Source organism: Paraburkholderia sp. CNPSo 3076 (genome assembly GCF_026343935.1).
Lineage (GTDB): Bacteria > Pseudomonadota > Gammaproteobacteria > Burkholderiales > Burkholderiaceae > Paraburkholderia > Paraburkholderia nodosa.
Genome location: NZ_JAPMAL010000027.1, coordinates 132,270 through 156,516 on the forward strand (window position 1 = coordinate 132,270; position 24,247 = coordinate 156,516).

21 protein-coding genes are annotated in these 24,247 nt (G+C 64.8%); 9 read left to right on the forward strand and 12 right to left on the reverse strand.

The genetic code is table 11. The annotated features are described in order from the left end of the window. Positions 1–29: 29 nt before the first annotated feature. The 5 genes from hutU to M3A49_RS28710 form a co-directional block, all read right to left on the reverse strand. Positions 30–1,547, reverse strand: coding sequence for a urocanate hydratase (gene hutU / locus M3A49_RS28690; RefSeq protein WP_266232032.1), 1,518 nt, complete (start codon positions 1,545–1,547; stop codon positions 30–32). 311 nt (positions 1,548–1,858) lie between these two features. After that, positions 1,859–2,692: a hypothetical protein gene (locus M3A49_RS28695; protein ID WP_266232033.1), complete on the reverse strand. Its 834-nt coding sequence runs from the start codon at positions 2,690–2,692 to the stop codon at positions 1,859–1,861. Between the two features lie 83 nt (positions 2,693–2,775). After that, entirely contained in the window at positions 2,776–3,489 is a 714-nt protein-coding gene (hutC, locus tag M3A49_RS28700) for a histidine utilization repressor (RefSeq protein ID WP_266232034.1), read from the reverse strand. 160 nt (positions 3,490–3,649) lie between these two features. After that, on the reverse strand, positions 3,650–5,059 hold the full coding sequence (locus M3A49_RS28705; RefSeq protein ID WP_266232035.1) for a sensor histidine kinase: 1,410 nt from the start codon (positions 5,057–5,059) through the stop codon (positions 3,650–3,652). An 18-nt stretch (positions 5,060–5,077) separates the two neighbouring features. Then, positions 5,078–5,755 carry a response regulator gene (locus M3A49_RS28710; RefSeq protein ID WP_266232036.1) on the reverse strand — a complete coding sequence of 226 codons (678 nt, stop codon included), beginning with the start codon at positions 5,753–5,755 and terminating at the stop codon, positions 5,078–5,080. A gap of 201 nt (positions 5,756–5,956) precedes the next feature. Here M3A49_RS28710 and M3A49_RS28715 point away from each other — a divergent pair, with 201 nt between their 5' ends. Genes M3A49_RS28715 through M3A49_RS28725 form a run of 3 tightly spaced genes read left to right on the forward strand, consistent with a single transcriptional unit; the run spans position 5,957 to position 8,689 of the window. Then, entirely contained in the window at positions 5,957–6,976 is a 1,020-nt protein-coding gene (locus M3A49_RS28715) for an ABC transporter substrate-binding protein (RefSeq protein ID WP_028205084.1), read from the forward strand. Between the two features lie 37 nt (positions 6,977–7,013). After that, positions 7,014–7,808 carry an ABC transporter ATP-binding protein gene (locus tag M3A49_RS28720; RefSeq protein WP_266232037.1) on the forward strand — a complete coding sequence of 265 codons (795 nt, stop codon included), beginning with the start codon at positions 7,014–7,016 and terminating at the stop codon, positions 7,806–7,808. Between the two features lie 17 nt (positions 7,809–7,825). Next, positions 7,826–8,689 carry an ABC transporter permease gene (locus M3A49_RS28725; RefSeq protein WP_028205082.1) on the forward strand — a complete coding sequence of 288 codons (864 nt, stop codon included), beginning with the start codon at positions 7,826–7,828 and terminating at the stop codon, positions 8,687–8,689. A gap of 105 nt (positions 8,690–8,794) precedes the next feature. On the opposite strand, the gene M3A49_RS28730 is transcribed toward M3A49_RS28725, so the two are convergent. Then, the gene (locus M3A49_RS28730; protein ID WP_254354984.1) at positions 8,795–9,451 is read right to left on the reverse strand and encodes a peroxiredoxin; all 657 of its coding nucleotides are present in this window, start codon (positions 9,449–9,451) and stop codon (positions 8,795–8,797) included. A 497-nt stretch (positions 9,452–9,948) separates the two neighbouring features. Here M3A49_RS28730 and M3A49_RS28735 point away from each other — a divergent pair, with 497 nt between their 5' ends. The 4 genes from M3A49_RS28735 to M3A49_RS28750 all read left to right on the forward strand — a co-directional run bounded on the left by M3A49_RS28735 (position 9,949) and on the right by M3A49_RS28750 (position 13,091). Next, entirely contained in the window at positions 9,949–11,340 is a 1,392-nt protein-coding gene (locus M3A49_RS28735) for a short-chain fatty acid transporter (RefSeq protein ID WP_266232038.1), read from the forward strand. A gap of 190 nt (positions 11,341–11,530) precedes the next feature. Next, positions 11,531–12,106, forward strand: coding sequence for an ankyrin repeat domain-containing protein (locus M3A49_RS28740; protein ID WP_254354986.1), 576 nt, complete (start codon positions 11,531–11,533; stop codon positions 12,104–12,106). A 242-nt stretch (positions 12,107–12,348) separates the two neighbouring features. Beyond that, complete coding sequence (locus M3A49_RS28745) at positions 12,349–12,714, forward strand: hypothetical protein (protein ID WP_028205078.1); 366 nt, start codon at positions 12,349–12,351, stop codon at positions 12,712–12,714. 152 nt (positions 12,715–12,866) lie between these two features. Further along, positions 12,867–13,091, forward strand: a complete 225-nt coding sequence (locus M3A49_RS28750) for a hypothetical protein (RefSeq protein WP_266232039.1) — start codon at positions 12,867–12,869, stop codon at positions 13,089–13,091. A gap of 67 nt (positions 13,092–13,158) precedes the next feature. Here M3A49_RS28750 and M3A49_RS28755 read toward each other — a convergent pair whose 3' ends face one another. Genes M3A49_RS28755 through M3A49_RS28770 form a run of 3 tightly spaced genes read right to left on the reverse strand, consistent with a single transcriptional unit; the run spans position 13,159 to position 19,413 of the window. Then, the gene (locus tag M3A49_RS28755) at positions 13,159–14,610 is read right to left on the reverse strand and encodes an efflux transporter outer membrane subunit (RefSeq protein ID WP_254354988.1); all 1,452 of its coding nucleotides are present in this window, start codon (positions 14,608–14,610) and stop codon (positions 13,159–13,161) included. Positions 14,611–14,613: 3 nt separating this feature from the next. Then, positions 14,614–17,778: an efflux RND transporter permease subunit gene (locus M3A49_RS28760; RefSeq protein ID WP_266232040.1), complete on the reverse strand. Its 3,165-nt coding sequence runs from the start codon at positions 17,776–17,778 to the stop codon at positions 14,614–14,616. A gap of 3 nt (positions 17,779–17,781) precedes the next feature. Then, entirely contained in the window at positions 17,782–19,413 is a 1,632-nt protein-coding gene (locus tag M3A49_RS28770) for an efflux RND transporter periplasmic adaptor subunit (protein ID WP_323183338.1), read from the reverse strand. Here M3A49_RS28770 and M3A49_RS28775 point away from each other — a divergent pair. After that, positions 19,412–19,753 (forward strand): hypothetical protein, encoded by a 342-nt coding sequence (locus M3A49_RS28775; protein WP_266232041.1) that lies wholly within the window; start codon positions 19,412–19,414, stop codon positions 19,751–19,753. The two genes, M3A49_RS28770 and M3A49_RS28775, sit on opposite strands and share 2 nt — an antisense overlap. Before the next feature lie 68 nt (positions 19,754–19,821). Here the strand turns inward: M3A49_RS28775 and M3A49_RS28780 are convergent, their stop codons facing one another. From M3A49_RS28780 to M3A49_RS28790, 3 genes are all read right to left on the reverse strand, one after another. Next, the gene (locus M3A49_RS28780) at positions 19,822–20,181 is read right to left on the reverse strand and encodes a hypothetical protein (RefSeq protein WP_051481580.1); all 360 of its coding nucleotides are present in this window, start codon (positions 20,179–20,181) and stop codon (positions 19,822–19,824) included. Between the two features lie 136 nt (positions 20,182–20,317). Beyond that, positions 20,318–21,643 (reverse strand): MFS transporter, encoded by a 1,326-nt coding sequence (locus tag M3A49_RS28785; RefSeq protein ID WP_266232042.1) that lies wholly within the window; start codon positions 21,641–21,643, stop codon positions 20,318–20,320. Positions 21,644–21,706: 63 nt separating this feature from the next. After that, positions 21,707–22,882, reverse strand: coding sequence for a M20 aminoacylase family protein (locus M3A49_RS28790; protein ID WP_266232043.1), 1,176 nt, complete (start codon positions 22,880–22,882; stop codon positions 21,707–21,709). Positions 22,883–22,999: 117 nt separating this feature from the next. Here M3A49_RS28790 and M3A49_RS28795 point away from each other — a divergent pair, with 117 nt between their 5' ends. After that, positions 23,000–23,950 carry a LysR substrate-binding domain-containing protein gene (locus M3A49_RS28795; RefSeq protein WP_254342145.1) on the forward strand — a complete coding sequence of 317 codons (951 nt, stop codon included), beginning with the start codon at positions 23,000–23,002 and terminating at the stop codon, positions 23,948–23,950. The last annotated feature ends 297 nt before the right edge of the window (positions 23,951–24,247 follow it).

The window sequence follows — 24,247 nt, forward strand, 5'->3', positions numbered from 1 at the left end:
GCCGCGTTTGAACGGCGGCGTCGCGCCGCTCATCGGCCGAGCATCGGCAGCTTGAGACCCGCCTCGCGCGCGGTCTGCTGCGCGAGTTCGTAGCCGGCGTCCGCGTGGCGCATCACGCCCGTCGCCGGATCGTTGTGCAGCACGCGGCCCAGACGCTCGTGCGCCGCCTGCGTGCCGTCCGCCACGATCACCACGCCCGAGTGCTGCGAGAAGCCCATGCCCACGCCGCCGCCGTGGTGCAGCGAGACCCACGACGCGCCGCCCGCCGTGTTCAGCAGCGCATTGAGCAGCGGCCAGTCGCTCACCGCGTCCGAGCCGTCCTTCATCGATTCCGTTTCGCGGTTCGGGCTCGCCACCGATCCCGTGTCGAGATCGTCGGGGATCAGCTCCTTGACCTTGGCGTCCGTCTTGTAGATATCCTCAGGATCACCCGAGAGCGCCACCCAGCGGAACGGGCCCTTGCCCTCGCAGAACAGCGGACGGATATACGCCGGCACGAAACCCGGGAAATCGAACGCGTTTTCCACGCCCATTTCGAGCGCCATCTGGCGAATGTTGTTGCCGTAGTCGAGCGTGGCCGCGCCGCGCTCCTGCAGCGTGAGCATCGCGCGCACCTGGTGGGCCATCGACTCCTTCGCGACCTTCACGATGCTTTCCGGCGCGACCTTCTGCGCTTCGCGCCACTGCGCCACGGTCCAGCCCTGCGGCAGGTAGCCGTTGATCGGGTCGTGCGCGCTCGTCTGGTCCGTCACGCAGTCAGGCGTGATGCCGCGCTTCACGAATTCGGCGAACACATCGGCAGCATTGCCAAGCAGGCCCACCGAAACCGGCTTGCCCGTCTTCTTCGCTTCCTCGACGATGGCCAGCGCCTCGTCGATCGTCTTCGCCTTGCGGTCCACGTAGCGCGTCTTCAGGCGGAAGTCGATGCGCGTCTCGTCGCATTCCACCGCGATCATCGAGAAGCCCGCCATCGTCGCTGCGAGCGGCTGTGCGCCGCCCATGCCGCCGAGACCGCCCGTGAGGATCCAGCGGCCTTTCGGGTCGCCGTTGAAGTGCTGGTTCGCGACCGAATAGAACGTTTCGTAGGTACCCTGCACGATGCCCTGCGAGCCGATGTAGATCCAGCTGCCCGCCGTCATCTGGCCGTACATCATGAGGCCCTTGCGGTCCAGTTCGTGGAAGTGTTCCCACGTGGCCCAGTGCGGCACGAGGTTCGAGTTCGCGAGCAGCACGCGCGGGGCGTCCGCATGCGTGCGGAACACGCCCACGGGCTTGCCCGACTGGATCAGCAGCGTCTCGTCCTCGTTCAGGTCCTTCAGCGACGCGAGGATCTGGTCGAAGCACTCCCAGTTGCGCGCGGCGCGGCCAATGCCGCCGTACACCACGAGCGCATGCGGATGCTCGGCGACTTCGGGGTCCAGATTATTCTGGATCATCCGGTAGGCGGCTTCCGCCAGCCAGGTCTTGCAGACCTTCTCGCTGCCGCGCGGCGCGCGGATCGTGCGGGTCGGGTCGAGGCGCGGGTCGGTGAAGTTCGGGTGGTTCATCGTTTTTGATCAAACGTGGGTTAGTAGTTACCCTGACGCAAATGGCGGGAATCAGGCTACAGGAGCGAAGAGCGACGGAAGATCGGTGAAAGCTTTGTCTAGACAAGACGTCTGCAGACAGACTGACACGGTGAATGGCACGCGGAGGCGACCAGACCACGCGCGCAAGCGAAAGAGGTGGCTTGAAGCAGGTAGGGATCAGGAGGCACGGAGCGCTGGGAACCAGGCGGCAAGGCGCGCTTGAGCGTCCGGTGGAGTGCGGTTTAGCAAGACTGCAGGAAACGAGCGGGCGCGGTAATCCGCTAGCGGAGCTAAGCGCCCATGCCGAGCGCCCGCTTCAAGGCGCTCACGGCAACCTCGACGCCTATTTTTTTCGCCACCTCGAATGCCCATGCTCCGGCCTCTTTCAGGTGTTCGATCGCCCCTTGCTTATCGTCGTTTTTGGCCGCTTTCTCGGCTGACGCAACCTGCCCGATGGCCTCGTCGTTATCCGCCGACGTGTCTTCACTCTTCATGGCCGTGCGAAGACGGGCCAGATCGGCAGCGAGTGCATTCAAGTCGATGTCCGCGTGGTCGGCGTTGACTTGCTGGAAGACATTGTGGTCGGCACGTGCATTTGGGCCCATCGCTCCTGCCTGCTTTGCGACGAACTTATCGCCCATGTGCACCGCCCCATAGTAGTGGTGAGTGTGAGACGGGTTTGCTGCGGCGGTTGCCGGTTGTGCAGCGGCGCGCTGCCCGGCAGACGGGTCCGGTATCCGCCGCGCTCGCAATTCATAATATCTGACGAGTTCTTTACCAAAAGACCGGTCCACATCGGCGATTGCTTCGTTGATCGCAGCGAGCGCAGTGCGTTCCTCAACCTCCCCGTCTGCGCGACGTTCGACGACGCCTCTCAGGACGGCAACAACATTGTTCAACCGATTCTCGAGCAACTGGATTGCTTCCTCAAGGACAGCACGCTCCTGGTTCGGAATCGCATGCTCGAGTGACCGAATCCTCGAGGTGTGTTTGATGATGACGGCCCATTCACGATTAGGCTCAAACGTTCCGTCCTGTCCGGACAGCGTATCGACCAATTCCCTCTGAACAAAGAACCGTATGCTGGAAAGACTTTCGTCAATCGTGTCGGCGATAGATGTCACAGAAGGCCCCTGGGTCGGATCGCGTGAGTCCGTCGTTTGCTACGGCATTTCAATATAGACCGTATGCGGCCTTGCCGCCCTGTTCAAACAGTGCCCGCCAGATGAAACCGCGAAGCCGGATGCCACAGGCGCACGGAAGTCGCCACATGACGCCCCACCCACGTGCGCCGCAGCAACAACAAACAAGGCTCGCCGATTTCCATTTCCAGGTACTGCCGCACGCGCGCGTCGGGCTTCTGCGCGTAGATGCGGAACTCGGCGCGCTGGATCGGCGCGAGGCGCACCATGTAGTGATTCGGCGTTTCGACGGTGAAGTCCTGAGCGAGGTAATCGGGGAACACCTCGGGGTTCACGTAGCGGTCCTCGTACTGGATCGGCTCGCCCTCTTCGCTGTGCACGATGCGCGAGTGGAATACCGGCCCGGCGTCGAGTTCGAGCGCGGCGATCGCATTCGGATCGTCGCTCGACTCCAGTTCCAGCACGCGTGCCGCATACCGATGGCCGCGCGCCGCGATTTCGTCGGCGATATTGCGGATCTGCAGCACCGTCGATTCGTACTGGCGCGGCGCCACATACGTGCCCGAGCCGCGCACGCGGTTCAGCACGCCTTCGGCCATCAGCTCGCGCAGCGCGCGCGACACCGTCATGCGCGCCACGCCGAATTCTTTCACCAGTTCCGTTTCGGAAGGCACCACGTCGCCGGGCCGCAAGGCGCCACTTTCGATCTGCGCGAGCACATGACGCTTGATCTGCTCATAGGCGGGCAAAGGGGCGCCGCGGACCGTCTTCTTTTGCATGGTCTCGATCTTCGAATGAACGGGTGGTCGCCGCAGCGATGGCCGCCAGGCGCGGCGCGGGCTTGCGGCTTCAGGCGGCCACATTGTACCGCCCCTTAAAGTGGCTCCGCGCACGGGCTGCGAGGCAGCACGCCATGGCCTCGAATCGCCGCGCCGGCTCCTATGCAGGCTCGGCCACAAGCGCGGGCTGTCGGCGCGCGAGCACCACACAGGCGCGCACGCCCCGCCCGTCCGCGCCCGGAGTCAGGCTCACCGCGCCGCGATGCGACTGCGCGATCTCGCGCACGATCGCGAGACCAAGGCCGGTGCCTTCCGTCCCGGCGGCGGCGCGGAAGAAAGGCTCGAACACGCGCGCACGCGCTTCCGCGGGAATGCCGCGTCCGTCGTCGAGCACTTCGAGCGCGACCGTCTCGCCGCTCGCCCGCACCGACACCGTGACGTGCCCGCCAGCCGGCGTGTAGCGCAGCGCGTTATCCACGAGATTGCTGACCATCGCCCGCAACAGTTCGCGATGCCCCTGCACCACCGCCTCGCCCGCCTCGCGAGGCAGCTCCGCACCGAGATCGATGCCGCGCGTCTGCGCGAGCAGCGCGAGCGCCTCGATCACTTCGCGCGCGAGTTGCGCCATGTCGACGGGTGCGCCCGGCAACTGCGCGGGATCGAGCGCCTCGGCCTGCGCGAGCAGCAGCAACTGGTTCGTGAGCGCGACCATCGAGCGGTTGCTCACGTGCATGGCCGCCAGCACTTCGTCGAGCGCGGGATCGACGGCCTTTTGCTGGCGCGCGTACTGCAATTGCGTGCCGAGCAGCGTGAGCGGCGTGCGCAGCTGGTGCGCTGCATCGGCGATGAAGCGGCGCTGCGCCGCCGTCTGCGCCGAAAGGCGCGCAATGCATTGATTGATGGCGTCTACGACGGGCCGCAGTTCGGCATGCAGCCCTTCGGCGCGAATGGGTTCGAGGTGCGAAGGATCGCGGTCCGCCACGTCGTTCTTGAGCTTCATCAGCGGACGCAGCTCGAACGTCAGACCGATGCAGGCGAGCGCCACGGCCAGCATGACCATGCCGATCTGGCGATAGAGCTGGGGACGCCATAGCGCCTCCACCATCGCGTCGCGCGAGCGCCCGGTCTTGCCAACCGAGACGCGCACGCGCCAGATGTGACCATTGTCGTACATGGAGCGCACCACGCTCACGGCGCGCACGGCCTGGCCGCGCAGATCCGCGTCGTACGCCACGGGTGAATCGACGGCGGGCGACGAGGCCGCATGCGGAAAATCGGGCATGCCCGCGAGCAGCGAGCCGCCCTCCACGTGCACGTTGTAGAACACCTGATCCTGCTGCGGCGAAGCGAAAAGTTCGAGCGCCGCGGGCGGCACGTCGGCGCGCAGCGCGCCGTCGGCCCATTGCACGGAACCGGCGATCATGCGTGCGGACGACAGCAGCCGGCCGTCCTGCACCAGATCGGCGGTATGGCGGGCAGCGCGATACTCGGAGGTTGCCGTAAAACTCACGTAGAGCGCGAGCGGCACGAGCATCCACCACAGCAGGCGAACGCGCAGGCTACCCGTCATGACGGCACGCGCAAGTCGTCATAGCGTTTCATCCTTCCGGCGCAGCAAATAGCCCAGGCCGCGCAATGTCACGATCACGGCCGAGCTGCCTTCGAGCTTCTTGCGCAGCCGAGAGACGTAGATTTCGATGGCGTCCTCGCTGGGTTCGTCGGCGAGCGTGAAGATCGCATCGACGAGCGCGGCCTTCGAAACGGTCTGGCCGAGGCGCAGCGCCAGCGTTTCGAGCACCGTGCGCTCGCGCGGCGTCACGTTCAGCGGCGCACCCTTCAGCGTGAACTGGCGTGTGTTGAGGTCGAACACGAGGTCCCCGCAGCCGATTTCGTTCGCGCGCGCGGGCGTTTGCCGGCGAATCAGCACCTTGATGCGCGCCACCAGTTCGCGCACCTCGAAGGGCTTGACGAGATAGTCGTCGGCGCCCGCGCCGAGCAGTTCCACCTTTTCGTCGATCGAGCCGCTCGCCGTGAGCACCATGACGGGCGTCGCGTCGCCGCGATGGCGCAGCCGCCGCAGCACGTTCTTGCCCGAGAGCTTCGGCAAATTGAGGTCGAGCAGCACCACATCGTAGTGATTGGACTGCAGCAACTGGTCGGCGGCTTCGCCGTCCTGCACGGCGTCGAAGGCGAACGCCTGCTCCTCCAGCGTTTTGACGAGCCAGTGCGCCAGCGTGGGATTGTCTTCGATCAGCAGCAACTTCATGGGCAGGTGCGGGCAAGGGCGAAAGGCCGTTTCAGGGGAATCGATTGTGCCGTTGCCGGCGCGCCGCCGCCCTGCGGGTTAACACGGACGATTTTGCACGGCGCCCGAAGGCTGGCAGAAGGCTTACGGTTTTTATAATCGGCTCCATCCACCCAAAAAAGCGCCCGCATGCACGGCGCACCACCTTCAGGAGACTCCACGATGCCTACCTTGCGCCAGATTGCCGCTGTATCGAGTGTCGCGTTCGCCCTCGCCGCCGGCTCCACGGCTGCCCACGCGGAAAAGATCACGATCATGGTTGGCGGCGCCACCAAGATCATCTATCTGCCCGCCAAACTGACCGAGCAGCTCGGCTACTTCAAGGACGAAGGCCTCGACGTCGAGCTGCAGTCACAGCCGGCCGGCGTGGACGCCGAGAACGAGCTGCTCGCGGGTGCGGTGCAAGGCGTGGTGGGCTTCTACGATCACACCATCGACCTGCAGAGCAAGGGCAAGGAAGTGCAGACGCTCGTGGTGTTCGGCCAGGTGCCGGGCGAAGTGGAAATGGTCTCGAACGCGGCAGCCGGCACGCTCAAGAGCATGGCCGACGTGAAGGGCAAGACGCTCGGAGTAACGGGCCTTGGCTCCTCCACGAGCTTCCTCACGCAGTACCTCGCGCAGCGCTCGGGCGTGCCCTCCAACCAGTACACGCTGCTGCCGGTGGGCGCGGACAACACCTTTATCGCAGCGATCAAGCAGAACCGCATCGACGCGGGCATGACCACGGAGCCCACCGTCTCGCGTCTGCTGCAAACCGGCGACGCCAAGGTGCTCGTCGACATGCGCACGCTCGAAGGCACGCGCGCGGCGCTCGGCGGCACCTACCCCGCTTCGAGCTTCTACGTGCAGCGCGCCTGGGCGCAGTCGCACAAGGACGAAGCGACGAAGCTCGCGCACGCGTTCTCGCGCACGCTCAACTTCATCGCCACGCATAGCGCCGACGAAATCGCCGCGAAGATGCCGAAGGACTACTACGGCAACAACAAGGATCTCTACGTGGCCGCGCTGAAGTCCTCGCTGCCGATGTTCACGAAAGACGGCCGCATGCCCGCCGACGGCCCCGATACGGTGCTCAAGGTGCTCTCGGCGTTCAATCCTTCGGTGAAGGGCAAGCACATCGACCTCGCGAAGACTTACTCGAACGACTATCTGCCGGCTGCGACCGCCACGGCGTCGAAGTAAGCAACGCAACCGGCCCCACGTTCAGCCCACTGAGACAATGACTTCCTCCCATTCCCAAGGCACGCCGGCCATCGAGCTGCGCCACGTTTCGTGCCGCTTCATTTCACCGGACGGCAAGGCGACCGTCGCCCTGCGCGACTTCAGCATGTCGGTCGCGCGCGGCGAGTTCGTCGCGATCGTCGGGCCCACGGGCTGCGGCAAGTCCACCACGCTCAGCATGATCACCGGCCTGCTCAAACCCACCACGGGCGAAGTGCGCGTGATGGGCGCGCCCGTGGACGGCATCGATCCGCGCATCGGTTTCGTGTTCCAGGCCGACGCCGTGTTCCCGTGGCGCTCGGTGCTCGACAACGTGGCGGCCGGTCCGCTCTATCGCGGCCGCTCGAGGTCGGCGGCCTACGACGAAGCCAACGAATGGCTGCGCCGCGTGGGCCTCGCCAATTTCGGCAAGCACTATCCGCATCAGCTTTCTGGCGGCATGCGCAAGCGCGTCGCGCTTGCGCAGACGTTCATCAACAAGCCCGAAATCCTGCTGATGGACGAGCCGTTCTCGGCGCTCGACATGCAAACGCGCACGCTCATGCAAGACGAGCTGCTGCAGCTGTGGGGCGGCACGGGGTCGGTCGTATTCGTCACGCACGACCTCGAAGAAGCCATTGCGCTCGCCGACCGCGTGTTCGTGCTGACCGCGCGCCCGGCCACGCTCAAGAAGGTCTACGAGATCGATCTGCCGCGCCCGCGCGTGACGTCCGAAATCCGCTACGCGCCGCACTTCGTCGAACTGTCGCGCCAGATCTGGCACGACCTGCGCGAAGAAGTGCAGATCGCCTAACACCGGAGCCGTTCACTATGTCCACCCCGCAACAAACCCTGCCGCAAGGCCTCGATCCCGCCTCGCTCGACGCCGTCGAGCGCGCCGCGCAAAAGCGCATTCGTCAGCGCAATTTGCTCGTCATTTCGCTGCGTATTCTCGTGCTCGTCGTCGTGCTCGGCGGCTGGGAACTCGCCGCGCGCCTCAAATGGATCGATCCGTTCTTCTTCTCGATGCCCACGGCCATCTTCGACCAGATCATCGACTGGTTCGTGAACGGCACCTCGCAAGGGCCGCTGCTCACGCAGGTCTGGGTCACGCTGGAGGAAACGGGCCTCGGCTTCATCATCGGCTCGGTGGCCGGCGTGTTCTGCGGCATCGTGCTTGGCCGCAACAAGCTGCTCTCCGACGTGTTCAGCCTCTACATCAAGATCGCCAACTCGATTCCGCGCGTGGTGCTCGGCTCGGTGTTCGTGATCGCGCTGGGGCTCGGCATGGCGTCGAAAGTGGCGCTCGCCGTGGTGATGGTGTTCTTCGTGGTGTTCGCCAATGCGTTCCAGGGCGTGCGCGAGGCCGACCGCTACATGATCGCCAATGCGCAGATTCTCGGCGCGTCGCGACGCCAGGTGACGACCTCGGTCGTGATTCCCTCAGCGCTTTCGTGGATTCTCGCGAGCCTGCACGTGAGCTTCGGCTTCGCGCTGGTCGGCGCCGTGGTGGGCGAATTCCTCGGCTCGAAGCAAGGCATCGGTTTGCTGATCTCGACGGCGCAGGGCGCGTTCAACGCGAGCGGCGTGTTCGCCGCGATGATCGTGCTCGCCGTGGTCGCGCTGGCCGCCGACTATGTGCTCACCGCGCTCGAGCATCGTTTGCTCAAGTGGCGGCCTACGCCTTCGAACTGACTCGACCGCTTTCCCCTGTCCGGGCTGCGTGAGGCGCGAGCTTACCTGGCCCGTGGTCCGCGGCGCACTGTCAAGTGCGCCGCTTTTTTTTGGGCGTGCCAAAAGCTACTTAGGCTGTGCGACCGTACGCAGATACGGCTTGAGCGTCTTGAAGCCCTGCGGATACTTCTGCTTCGCCGCATCGTCGGAAACCGAAGTCGGGATGATGACGTCGTCGCCCGGCTTCCAGTTCACCGGTGTCGCCACCGAGTGTTTCGCCGTGAGCTGCAGCGAATCGAGCAGGCGCAGTACCTCGTCGAAATTGCGGCCCGAACTCATCGGGTAGACGAACATCGCCTTCACTTTCTTGTCCGGCCCGATGAGAAACACTGCGCGTATCGTGGCGTTGTCGGCCGCCGTGCGCGGGCTGGCGCCGCTCGCGTTCGGGTGGATCATGTCGTAGAGCTTCGCGACGTGCAGATCCGGGTCGCCGATCATCGGATAATTGACGGCGCTCCCCTGCGTTTCCTCGATGTCCTTCGCCCACCTCGCATGGTCGTCCACCGGGTCGATGCTCAGTCCGATGATCTTCGTGTTGCGCTTGTCGAACTCCGGCTTGAGCTTTGCCATATAGCCGAGTTCCGTCGTGCAAACGGGCGTGAAATCTTTCGGATGCGAAAACAGAATGGCCCATTGGTCGCCGATCCATTCGTGGAAATGAATCTTGCCTTCGGTGGTCTCCGCGGTGAAATCGGGTGCATCTTCTCCAAGACGAATCGTCATCTTCTGTCTCCTGAATGCAGTGATTTACAGCTCGTGAGGGGGTCTGCGTGCGCGCGAAAGCGGTTCCCGCTTCTGCATTTTAGGTAGTCCGCGTGACGCTTATGAAATTTCTTTCCGATTTCATTATTCTTACAATTATCATACATTCGGCCCTCATTTGAGGTTAACAACCTGCATCGACACGCTATCGCAACCTTGACATCCACTCAGCATGAAGCGAATAATGCGTCGTTCGATAATCGAAACCGTGTTCGAATTGCGAACACAAGAACAACAAGAACGGGCTGGCCGTCTTGCCGTGCGAATTCGCGCGTGCAAGGCGTGATATGAACCCGCTGCGCCGGGGCGGCATCGCCTCTCGCTGATGGAGGAGCCGCACCTGCCTCCCCGCCCACCACGCGCCTGGCTCGCCAGCCGCACGGTGCCGGGACCACCCGCAAGCAACGCCTCCTGTCCGCTCCGGCCAGCCAGTAGCCACACGCTATAGCGCAAAGAGCATGAAAAGAGACCTCCAGACTGAAACGCGCGATTCCCGCCAGGGTGTCGTCGCCGCCCTCGTGTATGTTTTCGAGCGGGTCATGCCCGACCCCTTCGTTCTGTCCATCTGCCTCACCTTCTTCGTCGCGGTGCTCGCGCTCGTCATCGCGCCGCACGGCAATCTCCCCACGCTGCTCAGCTCCTGGTACGAAGGCACGTTCGGCATTCTCGGCTTCGCGCTGCAGATGATCCTGATCCTCGCCACGGGCTATGCCATTGCCGAAGCGCCCGTGATCCAGCGCGTGCTGCGCGCGCTCGCGGCCAAGGCACAAACGCCGGCGCGCGCGGCGCTGCTGGTGTTTCCGGTGGTCGCCGTCGCCGCGTGGCTGAACTGGGGCCTGGGCCTGATCGTGGGCGCGCTGCTCTCACGTGAAATCGCCAAGCGCGTGAACGTGGATTTCGCGTGGCTCGTGGCGGGCAGCTATTCGGCATGGTCGATCTGCAATAGCGGGCTCTCCAGCTCGATCGCCCTTTCGCAGGCCTCGCCCGGCAACGCGCTCAATCTCGTGGAAAAGGCGACCGGCCACGTGATCCCGCTCAGCCAGACCGTGTTCGCGCCGTTCGTCTTCATCCCCACCGTGCTCGTGGTGGTCGTGATGACGTTCATCTTCATCCGCATGCATCCGAAGCCGGAGCACGTGGTGCCGTTCAGTCAGGCGGCCGAAGCCGAAGCGAACGACGCCGGCGCCAGCAACGACCCGCACGCGCGCGTCGGCAACGGCACGCCTTCGTTCGCATCGCGCCTCGAACAGTCGATGCTCGGCACGCTGCTCCTGATCGCACTCGGCGCGGGCTATCTCGCGATGGAATGGAGCGAAAAGGGTTTCGATCTCGACATCAACACGACGATCCTGATCTTCCTGCTGATCGGCCTGGCACTGCAGCGCACGCCTATCGCCTACGCGAACGCCATTCGCCGCGCCGCGCGCCAGACCGGCTCCATGCTGCTTCAGTACCCCGTGTACGGCGGCATCATGGGCGTGATGAAGGGCACGGGCCTCGCCTCGATGATCGCCAAGGCCTTCGTCACGATCGCCACGCCGCTTTCGCTGCCGCTCTGGAGCTATCTCAGCTCGCTCATCATCACGCTGCTCGTGCCGAGCGCGGGCGGCCACTGGGCCGTGCAAGGGCCGTTCGTGCTGCCCGCCGCGCTGAGCCTGCACGCCTCGGTGCCGCGCACCGCCATGGGCGTGGCGATGGCCGAGAACGTCTCGAACATGCTGCAGCCGTTCTGGGCCGTGCCGATCGTCGCGATCGCGGGCATCCGCATCCAGCGCGTGATGGGCTATACCGCCGTGACGTTCGCCGTGTCGCTCGTGATCTACGCCGTCGCGCTCTGGCTCGTGCCCTGAGCGTCAAGCGGTTCCGCCGCGAAGGAAGGCGCTGTGCCGGCCGCTGTTCAGCGGTTCGGGCAGCGCCTTTTTCATTAGGGCGCGCGCAAGCCGCGCTGGCCTCGCGCCTCGCGAAGATCGGCGACAATGGGCAAGCCTCGACGGCGGCAAACGCCCCGAATCGAAATGCGATCCGAACCAGGAGACCGCCATGACCGCCAGCCCGCCGCCCTCCCCACCCTCATCGTCTTCGTCCGGCTCCGGCGAAGACGGCGGCGAGCTCGATCCGCGTTTCGTCGAGTTCGCGCGCCAGGTGTTCGACACCGCGCGCCGAGGCGCGGCGGCCACGCTCGCCACTCTTATCGACCAAGGCCTGCCGCCGAACCTGCGCAACGAAAAGGGCGACAGCCTCGTGATGCTCGCGAGCTATCACGGCCACGCCGCCGCCGTGCGCGCGCTCGTGCAGCGCGGCGCCGACCCCAACCTGCGTAACGACAACGGCCAAACGCCGATCGCGGGCGCGGCCTTCAAGGGCTACGCCGACGTGGTCAGCGCCCTGCTGGAAAACGGTGCCGACGTGGAAGGCGCCTCTCCCGACGGCCGCACGGCGCTGATGATCGCCGCGATGTTCAACCGCTCCGATATCGTCGACCTGCTGCTGGCTCGCGGCGCGAACCCGGCGGCGCACGACGCCGCGGGCAACACCGCGCTCGACGTGGCGAACGCGATGGGCGCGGTGGACACGGCCGCCCAGCTCGCCGGGAAAGCAGGCGGCAAAAGCGCGTAGATCAAGGGGCTCGATGGCAGGCACGTGAAACGCTGCAAACCGCATAGCTGTACGCCCCTTCCTGGTGTCACTCCTGGTTTGCATACAACGCGCCGCCAGGCGACGCTATCCATGTAACACCCGTGCGTGCAGCGCCAGTGCGGGGCAGGCGATTTTCCACGAGCCGTGATATCGTTTTGTCATCGGATTCGAAGTCTGCACGCACCCGTCAATCGAACTCTGTTACTTTCGCGAGCGTCGCCATGAGTGATGTACGCCACCATCTGAGTCCGCGCGATCGCGTGGAGCTGCTCTGCTGGCTCACCTGCGGGAGCCTCGGGGCCTACTATCTCAACGAATCCTGGCCCAACGCGGCCTTTCACGTCCAGGCGGCGCACAAGTGGCTCGACCGTCACGCGCGCGAGGCCGACTGGCTCGCGATCGCGCGCCTCGCGGCCATGGCACAGGACATCGCACAGCAGCACGCGTGGTTCGTGGACGCGGTCTGGGCGCGCGACGCCGTCGAGGAAATTCTCGACACCGACGACCTGAACTACCAGGCCAAGCTCGTCCTGCAGGTGCTCAAGGACTGCGAACGCGCGCTCGCCGACCGCCGCCCCGCCGACTAAACCGGAACCCGATAAGCGGGGTTCCCCACACAGGCCACGCGTTTCTCCATCAAATGATGGACGCGTGGCGGTTATCCTCAGAACATACTTCCGCTTGCAGCGCCGGCCCCTTTTCCCCATCGCCGGCCGCTCGCCCACGCGGGAGAACCCAGATGACTCGCCCCCTCGCCCTGACGTTCGCCGCCGCGCTGCTCGCGTTGGCATCGGCGAGCCCCGCTGCGCTCGCGCAAACCAGCGGCCATGCAACCGCCCTCAACGCCGCCCGGCCCATCCAGCTGCAAAAAGTCGCGAAGCCGGCGCCCAAAGCCCAGCCAACCGCGAAAGCCACCAGGCCCGCGCCGCAATCGCTGCGCTGGCTGATGTCGGAAACTCCATGAAACGAACCGGCGCGCCCGCGCCAGGTTCGCCTTTCGCCACCCCGCCTCGAAGCGCAGCCGTCGCGACTTAAGACTGCGACGGCTTCGCGCTGTCTGCCGCCGGCGGCGGCGCTGCCGGCGTCCAGCCATAACCGAGCGCCTTGTACAGGCTCACGATCTGCGCGAGTTCCTGGTCCTGCAGCGACGACTGCTGCAATTGCGCATTGAAGAGACTGCGCTCGGCGTCGAGCACTTCCAGATAGCTAGTGTAGCCGCCTTCGTACAGATCGCGCGCGACTGACGTGTATTCCGTGAGCGCCGCCACCTGGCGCGTCGTCGAATCCAGCTGATCGCGCGTGCGCGCCACGCCCACGAGCGCATTCTCGACATCGGCGAACGCCTGCTGGATCGTCTGCTCGTAGCTGAACAGCGCTTCCTGCTGCACGGCTTCGGCCTGATGCACGCCACCCGCGATCGCACCGCCCTCGAAAATCGGCTGCGTGACCGCGCCCGCGAACGACCATACGCGCGCGGGGCCGGTCCAGAGACCCGAAAGCGCCGTACTCGCGGCACCGAACAGTCCCGTGAGCGAAATCTGCGGGAAATACAGCGCGCGCGCCGCGCCGATCGACGCATTCGCCGAAATGAGCGTTTGTTCGGCCTGCAGAATATCGGGCCGGCGCTCGAGTAGCGTCGACGGCAGACCGGCGGGAATGGCGGGCGCGGTGAGCTCGGTGATCGACTTGCCGCGCGGAATCGGCCCCGGATTCTGGCCCAACAGCAGCGAAATGGCGTCTTCCTGCGTCGCGATCTGCTGCTGGATCGAGTACACGGAGGTCTGCGCCGATTGGTACTCCGACTGCGCCTGGCTCACCTGCAGCCTCGAAACGACACCGCCCGAATAGCGCTCGTTGAAGAGATCGAGCGCGCCCTTGCGGCTTTCGAGTGTGTCCTGCGCGATGACGAGTTGATTGTCGAAGTCGCGCAGCTGCAGATACGACGTGGCCACGTTCGCGATGATGGCGATGCGCGTGGCCTGCTGGGCGGACTGCGTGCTCAGATAATCGGCGCGCGCGGCTTCAGTGAGCCTGCGCAAGTGGCCGAACAAATCGAGCTCCCAGGACACCGCGCCGTTCAGCTCCACCTGGTTGCCGACCACGGGCGGGAAGCCCGGCGCCGGAACGCCACGGCTGCGCGACGCGCCGAAGTTCGCCGAAACCTGCGGGAACAGGCCCGCGCGCGTCACGACGTAGCGCCCGTAGAACTCCTCGACGCGCGCCGCCGCAATCAGGAGGTCCTTGTTCTGCGCAAGCGCCTTCGCGACGAGGTCGTTGAGCACCGGGTCGTTGAACTGCGTCCACCAGTCGAGCGAGGTGTCGACGGCTTCCGCCTGCGGCGCGGCGTAGCGAAACGTCGACGGCGTCTCGACCGCCGGACGGTGATAGTCGGGCCCGACCGCGCAGGCGCCAAGCCAAACCGTCGCGACGACCAGTGCGAGAGGACACAGCGCGCGATTCGTCAGATTCGAACGTGTCTTCATCGCTCAGCCCTCCTGCGAAGGCGGCGCCACAGGGGGCGTGCCGGCATGCGGCATGGCGTCCGCTTTCTTGCGCGACGAGAGCGTTTCCAGTCCCCAGAAGAACATCGGAATGAAGAACAGCGCGATCACCGTGGCGCCGAGCATGCCCGCGATGACGCCGGTGCCGAGCGAGCGCCGGCTCGCAGCCGACGCGCCACTGGCGATGGCGAGCGGCACGCAGCCCAGGATGAACGCGAGCGAGGTCATGATGATCGGCCGCAGACGCAGCTTGGCGGCGTGCAGCGCGGCCTCGTACGGCGACATGTTCTCCTTCTCGCGCATTTCAACGGCGAACTCGAAGATCAGAATGGCGTTCTTCGCCGCGAGCGCGATCAGCACGGTCAAGCCTATCTGGAAGTACACGTCGTTTTCCATGCCGCGCAACAGGATGCCCACCAGCGCCCCGAAAATCGCGAACGGCACGGCCAGCAGCACGCCAACCGGCAGCGACCACTTCTCGTACTGCGCCGCCAGAATGAGGAACACCATCAGCAGTGCGAAGCCGAACACGAGCGCCGCCGTCGAACCGGCCTTCTTCTCTTCGTACGCCTGGCCGCTCCATTCGTAGCTGTAGCCGTCGCCCAGCACTTCGTTGGCGATCTGCTCCATCGCCGCGATCGCCTCGCCCGAGCTGTGGCCCGGCGCCGCGTCGCCGGTGATCTTCGCCGCCGGAAAATTGTTGAAGCGGTTGACGATGTCAGGTCCAGGCACGAAACGCGAAGTCGTCACGGCCTTGATCGGCACCATGTCGTTGTTGCGGTTGCGCACATAAAGCTGCTGGATATCGTCCGGGCTCAAGCGGTATTGCGGCTCGGCCTGGATGATCACCTGGAAGAGACGGCTGCCCTTCGGGAACTGGCTCACGTACAAGGAACCGAACATCGTCTGGAGTGCAGAATAGATGTCCTGAACCGGAACGCCGAGCGTTTCCGCCCGCTCGCGATCCACTTCCACGAGCAACTGGCGCGAATTCGTGTTGATGGTCGAATTCACGCCGCGCAGCGCCGGGTTCTGGCGCGCCTTCGCAATCACCTGGCGCACCTTTTCCTCGAGCTGCTGATAGCTGCCGTCGCCGGTGCTCTGCAGCCAGAACTCGAAGCCGCCCGTTGTGCCGAGGCCTGGAATCGACGGTGGATTGAGCGGCACGACCACGCCGTCCTTGAACGTGGAGAACGCCTTGGTGGCATCGCGGATCAAGTCCTGCGCGGAGCCGTTTTCGCCGCGATCCTTGAAGCCCTTGAGCGTCACGAACAGCGTGCCCGCGTTCGACTTGTACTGCGAGTCGATCAGGCTGTAGCCGATCGGCGCCGCCACCGAACTCACGGCAGGCTGTTTCGCGAACCAGTCCTCCGCTTTCTTTGAGAGGTCGCCGGTGCGGTCCAGACTCGCCGCGTCGGGCATCACGACCGCGCCGAACAGATAGCCCTGATCCTCCACGGGCAGGAACGACGATGGAATATGTTTGAACAGGCCGACGGTTGCGATCAGCATCACGACGATCAGGCCGATGGAGAGGATCACGCGGCGTATCGCGGTCTGCACCCAGCTGCCATAGCCCTCGGTCAGGCGATCGAACTTCTCGTTGAACCAGCGGAAAAAGCGGTTCTTCTTGTGCTCGCCCGGTTTGAGCAGGATGGCTGCAAGCGCGGGCGAAAGCGTGAGCGCGACGATACCCGAAAGCACCACCGAGACCGCGATCGTCACCGCGAACTGCTTGTAGAGCTGCCCCGTGATGCCCGAGAGAAACGCCACCGGGATAAACACCGCGAGCAGCACCAGCACGATCGCCACCACCGGTCCGCTCACTTCGTCCATCGCGCGTTTGGCCGCTTCCTTTGGTGGCAGCTTGAATTCGGTCATGTTGCGCTCGACGTTTTCGATCACCACAATCGCGTCGTCCACCACGATACCGATGGCTAGCACCATGCCGAACAACGTGAGCATGTTGATCGAGAAGCCGAACGCCTCCATGCCGATGAACGCGCCGATGATCGACACGGGCACTGCGAGCAGCGGCACGAGCGTCGCCCGGAAACTTTGCAGGAAGATGTACACCACGATGATCACGAGAATCACCGCATCACGCAGCGTATGGACCACCTCGTTGATCGACTCGTGCACGAACTCGGTCGTATCGAGCGCGACTTCATACTTGAGGCCAGGCGGAAAGCTCTTGTTTAACTGCTCGAGTGTCTGGCGCACCTGCTTGGCCACTTGCAATGCATTCGCGCCCGGCTGCTGATAGACGGCGAGCAGTGTGGCCGTCTTGCCGTTGTAGCGGCCGCGCAGCGAATAGTCCTTGGCGCCCAGATCCGCGTGGCCGATGTCCTTGAGGCGCACGATCGCCGCATCGCCCGACGCCGCGCGCAGGATGATGTTGTCGAAATCGGCGGGCTCAGTGAGGCGGCCTTTCGTCGTCACCGGGAAGGTCTGGTTCACGGGCTTGTTGGTCGGCGCCTGGCCGAGTCGCCCCGCGGAGAACTGCTGGTTCTGTTGCGCAATCGCATTCTGCACGTCGGCCACGGTAATGCCTAACTTCGCCATGCGGTCGGGCTTGAGCCACACGCGCATCGCATAGTCAGCAGAACCGAAGATCGACGCCTGGTTCGCGCCCGGAATGCGCTTGAGCGCGTCGAGCACGTAGACGTTCGCGTAGTTCGCCACATAGGACGCATCGTAGGCGTTATCGGGCGAATAGATCGCGATCACCATCATGAACGCCGACGAGCGCTTCTGCACCGACACGCCCTGGGCCGTCACCGAATCGGGCAGGAAAGGCAGCGCGAGGTTCACGCGGTTCTGCACGTCCACCTGGGCGAGCGACGGATCGGTGCCGATATTGAAGTACACCGTGAGCGTCATGTTGCCCGTCGAGGAACTCGACGAGTTCATGTACATCATGTTGTCCGCGCCGTTCACCTGCTGTTCGATCGGCGCGGCCACGTTCTGCGCGACGATATCGGCGCTCGCGCCCGGATACGTGGCGCTCACCGTGATGGTAGGCGGCGCGATGTCCGGAAACTGCGCGATCGGCAGGTTGAACATCGACACCAGACCCGCGACGACGAGCACGATCGAGAGGACCGACGCGAAAATTGGCCGGTCAATAAAAAAGTGGGAGAACTTCATCGTTCAGCCTCCCGCGGCGGGCGAGAACGTGACGTCCACGCGGCGGGATTTGTCCGGCGGATCGTTGGCGACGATCTGCGCCGGTTTGCGCATCTCGATGCGCTCCGTTTTCACGCCGGCCACGACCAGCGCCGCGCGCACCGTGCCTGCGCGGGCAGCCGCGAGACGCTGGTTCGCGGCTTGCGAGCCGCTCGCATCGGTGTAGCCGGAAATCACCACGCGCATGCCCGGTTCCGCGACGAGACGGCGCGCCACGCCCGCGAGCGCGTCGGCCGACTGGGCGTCGAGGCTCGAACTGCCCGACGCGAAGTAGAGCGCGGTGTGTTCGCCCAGCACGTCGGCGGCGCCGGAGGCAGCGCCCGGTTGAGCGGCGCTCGTGCCCGCGCTGGCCTGAGCTTTGGCGTTGGCGTTCGCAGCCGCCGGGCCGGAAGCCCCGGCCGCACCCGCCTGCGCCCCGCCGCCTGCACCGGCGTCGGGCCCGCCAATATTGACGGTCGCGGGCGGCGTGGCCACGAGATTCGCCTTGACCGGCGCACCTGGCATGAGCCGCAGCGTATTGTCGATCACGACATGATCGCCCGGATGCAAACCCGACTTGATCACCCAGTCGTTGCCATTCCATTCGCCCGTTTCCACCACGCGCTGCTGCGCCTTGCCGTCCTTGTCGACGGTCCACACATACGCGCCGCGCGGCCCCTGCTGCACCGCCGACTGCGGCACGGCCACCGCAGAACTACGCAGCGCGCCCAGCAACTTGATGCGCACGAACTGACCGGGCCGCAGCGACCCCGTGGGATTCGGCATGGCGGCGCGAATCAGGTAGGTGCCGGTTTCCGAGCTGAGCGAGGCGTCGGTAAACGCGATGTGGCCGCGTTCCGGATAGATGCTGCCGTCCGCGAGCACGATCACCGCTTCGAGCTTGCCGACGGGCGGCAGCTTGAGCGTACCGTTCTGCGTTTGCGTGCGCAGATTGAGCATCTCGTTCTCGGAGAGCGAGAAGTTGATCCACATGGGATCGAGCTTCGCCACGTAGGTGAGCAGGCTGTTGGTCGCATCGATATACGAACCGTCCTGCTTCTTCGCAAAGCTCGAAAGACCGGTCACGGGCGCAACGATCGTCGTATAGCCGAGATTGAGCGTCGCGCTAATGACATTCGCCCGCGCACCTTCGACCGCGGCGGCGGCCGCCTGCTCCTGGCCGACCGAGTCGTCGAGATCCTTCTGGCTCAACGCGTTCTTCGCGGCGAGCGGACGTACGCGGTTGAGGTTGGCCTGCGCGGTGACGAGCCGCGCCTTCTGCTGCGCAAGCTCGGCCTGCGCAGCATCGAGCGCGGCCTCGAAGGGTTTGCGGTCCATGACGAACATCACGTCCCCCGCATGGACCAGCGAGCCTTCGGTATAGACGCGCTTTTCGAGGAAGCCGTTCACGCGCGCGCGAATTTCGACCTGCTGTGAGCTTTCTGTCTGCCCTACGTATTCGAAGACCACCGGCACGTCGCGCAGCGCAACATTGATCACGTCGACGTTTGCGGCAGGTCGTGTTTCAGCAGCAGGTTTGTTGTCATGACATGCAACGACGCTTACCAGCAATCCCAGCGACAGGCACAAGCTGGCCACCCGAAATCCGTGAGTCATGCTGTTCTCCGTTGTTATCGACGATCTGCGCTGGACCGACGAACCCCAAATCAGGCGCGCGCGGGCGATCGAGTCGAATCAAATCGCCAAGCTGACTTTGGTGCTCGAGCGAATACTACTGTTTTTCGGGAGAACGCAGAATCAGGACGGCCAAAAAGTCGCACGCGATGACGAGACCGGCACTCACGCAGCAATAGTGACCGAATTCGTTTCGAAATCCGAAATGAAGATACTTGAACCGTTCGCTAACGTTCGCATGAATATGCGCAACGCTTGCGTAGGGACAAAGGGAGAGCGCGGGAAGCGGAGATTGCGGACGCACGGAACGTGCGTCGCGTGAAGGGCGGGCGGGAGAACATTCAGGCGTAGCACAACCCTCGCAGCGGCGGTTGCGCCACGCGTTGCGAATCAGGCGGCGCGATCGAGCCCGCGCACCGCGCCGAATTCCGCACACGAAAGCGTGCGCATCAGCAGCGCCATGGCCTCGACCACGCGGCGGCGATCGAGTTCGACGTGCAGGCAAGCGAGATCGCTGCGGCGATCGATATCGATTGTATGCACGCCGAGCGCGCTGCCAACCAGACCATGTAGCGTGCATCGCGCGAGTTGCGCTTCGCTCGTGGGCACGCGCACGACCAGCTGCACTGTTGTGCGATGGGTTGCCGGGTGAAGGGGCTTGCGCGAGTCGCGCAGAGAGAGAACGGGCCGCGGCGTGGCGGCGGAGCGGGCACCTCGGGAAATCGGGCCCTGCGAGACGATGGACGGCATACGTGTTGTGCGCACGCCGCCGTTTGGAGCGGCGCGCTTGAGTTGAACACGAACCGATTCTAGGCAGCGCCGCGTAAACGTCTGGTAAATAAACACGACACGGCCGCTAAAAGTGCGTAGCGGCCGAAGAGAAGCCTTAATCGAGCGGACGGCCCGCCGGCTCGCGAATGAGCGGCAGTGCGAGCAGCGAGACGGCCCCGCAGCCGATCAGATACCACGCGGGCGCGAGCGGATTGTCGAGCAGCTTGATGAGCCAGGTCGCGAAGAACTGCGCGAAGCCGCCGAAGATCGACACGCCCACGCAATAGACCACGGACATGCCCGTCACGCGAATCGACTGAGGAAAGAGTTCGGGCAGCATCACGATATTGGGGACCGCCGTGAACGCGACGATCGCGCCCAGTACGGCCACGACCGCGAGCACGGTGGCGACGGTCGGCATGGCGTGAATGACCATGAAGGCCGGATAGATCACGGCGATCAGCAGCACGCGCGAGACACCCATCACCCACTTGCGGCCCAGGCGGTCGGAAAGCGAGCCGGCGAACGGCGAGCAGATGGCCGTGACGAGCGCCGCGACGAGGGCCGCGCTCATGCCGACCGACATCGGCAGGCCAAGAATCTTGATCGCATAGGTCGACATGTAGAACAGCACGATATAGTTCGCCGCCGTGCCGCCGATAGTCGTGACGATGCCGGCCACGAGCGCCGTGCGATGACGCCCGAAAATCTCACGCAGCGGCCGCGCCATGTCGGCCACGGGTTCGGCGTCTTCGACTTCGACGGGGTTCACGAGCGTTTCGTCGAGATGGCGGCGGATGTACACGCCCACCGGCACGACCAGCATGCCGATCACGAACGGCACGCGCCAGCCCCAGCTTTCGAGCGCGGCCTGCGAAAGCAAGGTGGAAAGCGCCACGCCGATGAGCGCGCCGCACACCGTGTTCAGGCCCTGGCTCACGAACTGCCAGCTGCCGTAGAAGCCGCGCGAACGGTCGTCGGCGTATTCGAGCAGGAGCGATGTCGAGGCGCCCACTTCGCCGCCCACCGCGAAGCCTTGCACGAGACGCGCGAGCAGGATCAGCGCGGGCGCCGCGAGCCCGATCTGCGCATAGGTGGGCGCGAAGGCGATCAGCGCCGAACCGAGCGCCATGAGCCACAGCGTGAGCGTCATGGCGGCCTTGCGCCCCACGCGGTCCGCAAACGCACCGATCACGATGCCGCCGATCGGACGCACGACGAAGCCCACGCCGAAGCTGCCCACGGCGAGCATCAACTGGTTCAGCGAGCCATGCACCGGGAAGTACAGCGAGCCGATGATTGAGGCAAAGAAGCTGTAGACCGTGAAGTCGAAGAACTCGAGCCCGTTGCCGAGCGTGATCGCGAAGATGGCCTTCGCGCGCGAGCGGCGCGTGGAAGCCTGGGCGGCGGCGGCCGGCGCCTGAATCGACGTAGCGTTCATCGGGTGTCTCCTCGTGTGTCTCGTGTCTCGTATCGTGGTGCGATTGCCCGCTGGCTGCGGGCTTCAGCCGCGCAGGAAGCGCTCGGCGAGCTGCACCCAGTATGCCGCGCCGGTGGCGAGGCAGTCGTCGTTGAAGTCGTAGCCGGGGTTGTGCACCATGCAGCCGCCCTCCCCGTCGCCGTTGCCGATGATGAGGTAGCTGCCCGCGCAGCGTTCGAGCAGGAACGAGAAGTCCTCGCTGCCGGTGAGCGGCGCCATGTCGTGAATGAGCCCACCTTCGCCGAGCCAGTCGCGCGCCACGTCCTGCGCGAACTCCGTCATCGCCACGTCGTTTACGAGCACCGGGTAGCGGCGCTGATAGTCGATGCGCGCCGTCGCGCCATACGCGCTCGCCTGCGCGTGCACGAGCGCCGTGATGCGCTCCTGCAGCAAGTCGCGCACTTCGGGGCGCAGCGCGCGCACCGAGAGGCGCATTTGCGCGGTTTGTGGAATCACGTTGGGGGCGTCGCCCGAATGGATCGCGCCCACGGTAACGATCGCCATGTCGAGCGGCGGCACGTTGCGCGACACGATGGTCTGCAGCGCGAGCACGACGTTGGCGCACACCACCACCGGGTCGATCGCCTTATGCGGCACCGCGCCATGGCCGCCGCGCCCGTCGATGTCGATGATGACCGTGTCCGACGAAGCCATGAACGGCCCTGCGCGAAAGCCGAGCTTGCCCGTGGGGAAGCCCGGCATGTTGTGCATGGCGAACACGGCGTCGCAGGGAAAGCGCTCGAAAAGGCCTTCGTCGAGCATGCGCTTCGCGCCGCCCAGGCCTTCTTCTGCGGGCTGGAAAATGAGGTGCAGCGTGCCGCAGAAGTTGCGCGACTGCGCGAGATGCTTCGCCGCTGCGAGCAGCATGGCCGTGTGGCCGTCGTGGCCGCACGCGTGCATCTTGCCGGGAATGCGGCTCGCGTAGTCGAGGCCGGTGTTTTCGTGGATGGGGAGCGCGTCCATGTCGGCGCGCAGGCCGAGGCGTTGCTTGCCATCGCCCACCTTGAGCGTGCCCACGACACCCGTGCCGCCCAGCCCGCGGTGCACCTCGTAGCCCCACTCGGTGAGGCGCTGCGCGACGAGGTCGCTCGTGACGAATTCTTCGAAGCCGAGTTCGGGATGCGCGTGGATCTCGTGGCGCAGCGCGATCATCTCTTCTTCGATCGCGGCGATAGCGGCCGGGATAGCCATCGTGTTCATACGAATTCTCTCCAGAGGGGACGACGAATTCGCTCGAGAATAATGACGTCTGTCTGGCGCCGACAGCCCTAAAATAGTTGGCCCGCCAACCAGAAGTGCGCACCCGGGTTATCCCTTATGAAGTTCCATCAGTTCCGCGCGCTCGTCGCCATGGCCGATACCGGCAGCATTCGCGCGGCCGCGCGTGCGCTCGGCATCTCACCGGCCGCGGCAACGAAGGCGGTGCGCGAACTAGAAGCCGAGCAGCAAATCGCGCTCGTCACGCGCAACGCGAATGGCATCGCGTTCACGGAAGCGGGCCAGGCGCTGCTCGTTCATGCGCGGCTCGTCGTGCACCAGATGTCGCGCGCCCAGGACGAACTCGATGCGCGGCGCGGGCGCGGCGGCGGCAAGCTCGCGATCGGTGTGACGCCGTGGCTCGCCCTCTCCTTTCTGCCCGACGCCGTCACGCTGTTCCGCGAGCGCATGCCCGGCATGCAGCTGGAGTTTTACGAAGGCCTGCTCAATATCGTGATGCCGCGGCTGCGCGACGGCTCGCTCGACTTCTCGCTAGGGAAGCCCGGGCCCGCTTCGCTGCATGCGGAATTCACGCAGACGCCGATCTTCGCCACGGAGTCGGCCGTCGTGGTGCGCAAGGACCATCCGCTCTCGCATGCGCAGTCGCTGAAAGAACTTCAGGATTGCGAATGGCTGCTCAACTGGGACCCGGCCAGCAAGGAGATGATCGCCGACGACGTCTTCCTGCGTCACGGCCTGCCGATGCCGAAAAACGTGCACCTCGCGCACTCGTTCGTGGTGGCGATGGGGCTCATCATGAACACGGATATGGTGAGCATCTTCCCGTGGCCGCTGGTGGAAACGCGCTTTGCGCGCGACAATTTGCGGGCGCTCGCGCTTCAGGAGGAAGTGGATCGCACGGTGGTGAGCGTGGTTGCCCGGCGCGGTGTGCCGCTTTCCGCTGCGGCCGAATGCTTTCTGGAATGCCTCAAGGAGGCGATTCATGCTGGTGAGGCTTCTGCTAATCCTGAGCGCAGGCGGCTTTATCACTCGCTTGAGTTGCTGATTTGATTGGTTGCTTTTTCTTGTTGTTCTGGCTGTTTTTGCTTTTACTTGTATTTGTGTCGGTATGCTAGCGTTGCCCCTGTGCGGGGCGGCACCTCCTTTCTTTGCAGCGGCAAAGAAAGGAGGCAAAGAAAGCCGCTCAAACCGCCAGCGCCTGCCACCGTTCACATCTCGCCGTTAATGGTGAATGGCTCCGGAGCGTCTGTCACCTCGCACCACCAAAGTCAGTGACAAGGCCGTCATTCATCCCGCTGCTCGCTACGCGCGCTGCGGTCGGGTCTGCAAGGGAAACCATATGGGATG

Coding starts and splice junctions, on each gene's coding strand:
- M3A49_RS28715 (WP_028205084.1), top strand. CDS start 5,957: ATGCCTACCTTGCGCCAGATTGCCGCTGTATCGAGTGTCGCGTTCGCC.
- M3A49_RS28745 (WP_028205078.1), top strand. CDS start 12,349: ATGAGTGATGTACGCCACCATCTGAGTCCGCGCGATCGCGTGGAGCTG.
- M3A49_RS28790 (WP_266232043.1), bottom strand. CDS start 22,882: ATGAACACGATGGCTATCCCGGCCGCTATCGCCGCGATCGAAGAAGAG.
- M3A49_RS28780 (WP_051481580.1), bottom strand. CDS start 20,181: ATGCCGTCCATCGTCTCGCAGGGCCCGATTTCCCGAGGTGCCCGCTCC.
- M3A49_RS28705 (WP_266232035.1), bottom strand. CDS start 5,059: ATGACGGGTAGCCTGCGCGTTCGCCTGCTGTGGTGGATGCTCGTGCCG.
- M3A49_RS28735 (WP_266232038.1), top strand. CDS start 9,949: ATGAAAAGAGACCTCCAGACTGAAACGCGCGATTCCCGCCAGGGTGTC.
- M3A49_RS28740 (WP_254354986.1), top strand. CDS start 11,531: ATGACCGCCAGCCCGCCGCCCTCCCCACCCTCATCGTCTTCGTCCGGC.
- M3A49_RS28760 (WP_266232040.1), bottom strand. CDS start 17,778: ATGAAGTTCTCCCACTTTTTTATTGACCGGCCAATTTTCGCGTCGGTC.
- M3A49_RS28750 (WP_266232039.1), top strand. CDS start 12,867: ATGACTCGCCCCCTCGCCCTGACGTTCGCCGCCGCGCTGCTCGCGTTG.
- M3A49_RS28795 (WP_254342145.1), top strand. CDS start 23,000: ATGAAGTTCCATCAGTTCCGCGCGCTCGTCGCCATGGCCGATACCGGC.
- hutU (WP_266232032.1), bottom strand. CDS start 1,547: ATGAACCACCCGAACTTCACCGACCCGCGCCTCGACCCGACCCGCACG.
- M3A49_RS28725 (WP_028205082.1), top strand. CDS start 7,826: ATGTCCACCCCGCAACAAACCCTGCCGCAAGGCCTCGATCCCGCCTCG.
- M3A49_RS28755 (WP_254354988.1), bottom strand. CDS start 14,610: ATGAAGACACGTTCGAATCTGACGAATCGCGCGCTGTGTCCTCTCGCA.
- M3A49_RS28775 (WP_266232041.1), top strand. CDS start 19,412: ATGCTGTTCTCCGTTGTTATCGACGATCTGCGCTGGACCGACGAACCC.
- M3A49_RS28770 (WP_323183338.1), bottom strand. CDS start 19,413: ATGACTCACGGATTTCGGGTGGCCAGCTTGTGCCTGTCGCTGGGATTG.
- M3A49_RS28785 (WP_266232042.1), bottom strand. CDS start 21,643: ATGAACGCTACGTCGATTCAGGCGCCGGCCGCCGCCGCCCAGGCTTCC.
- hutC (WP_266232034.1), bottom strand. CDS start 3,489: ATGCAAAAGAAGACGGTCCGCGGCGCCCCTTTGCCCGCCTATGAGCAG.
- M3A49_RS28720 (WP_266232037.1), top strand. CDS start 7,014: ATGACTTCCTCCCATTCCCAAGGCACGCCGGCCATCGAGCTGCGCCAC.
- M3A49_RS28710 (WP_266232036.1), bottom strand. CDS start 5,755: ATGAAGTTGCTGCTGATCGAAGACAATCCCACGCTGGCGCACTGGCTC.
- M3A49_RS28730 (WP_254354984.1), bottom strand. CDS start 9,451: ATGACGATTCGTCTTGGAGAAGATGCACCCGATTTCACCGCGGAGACC.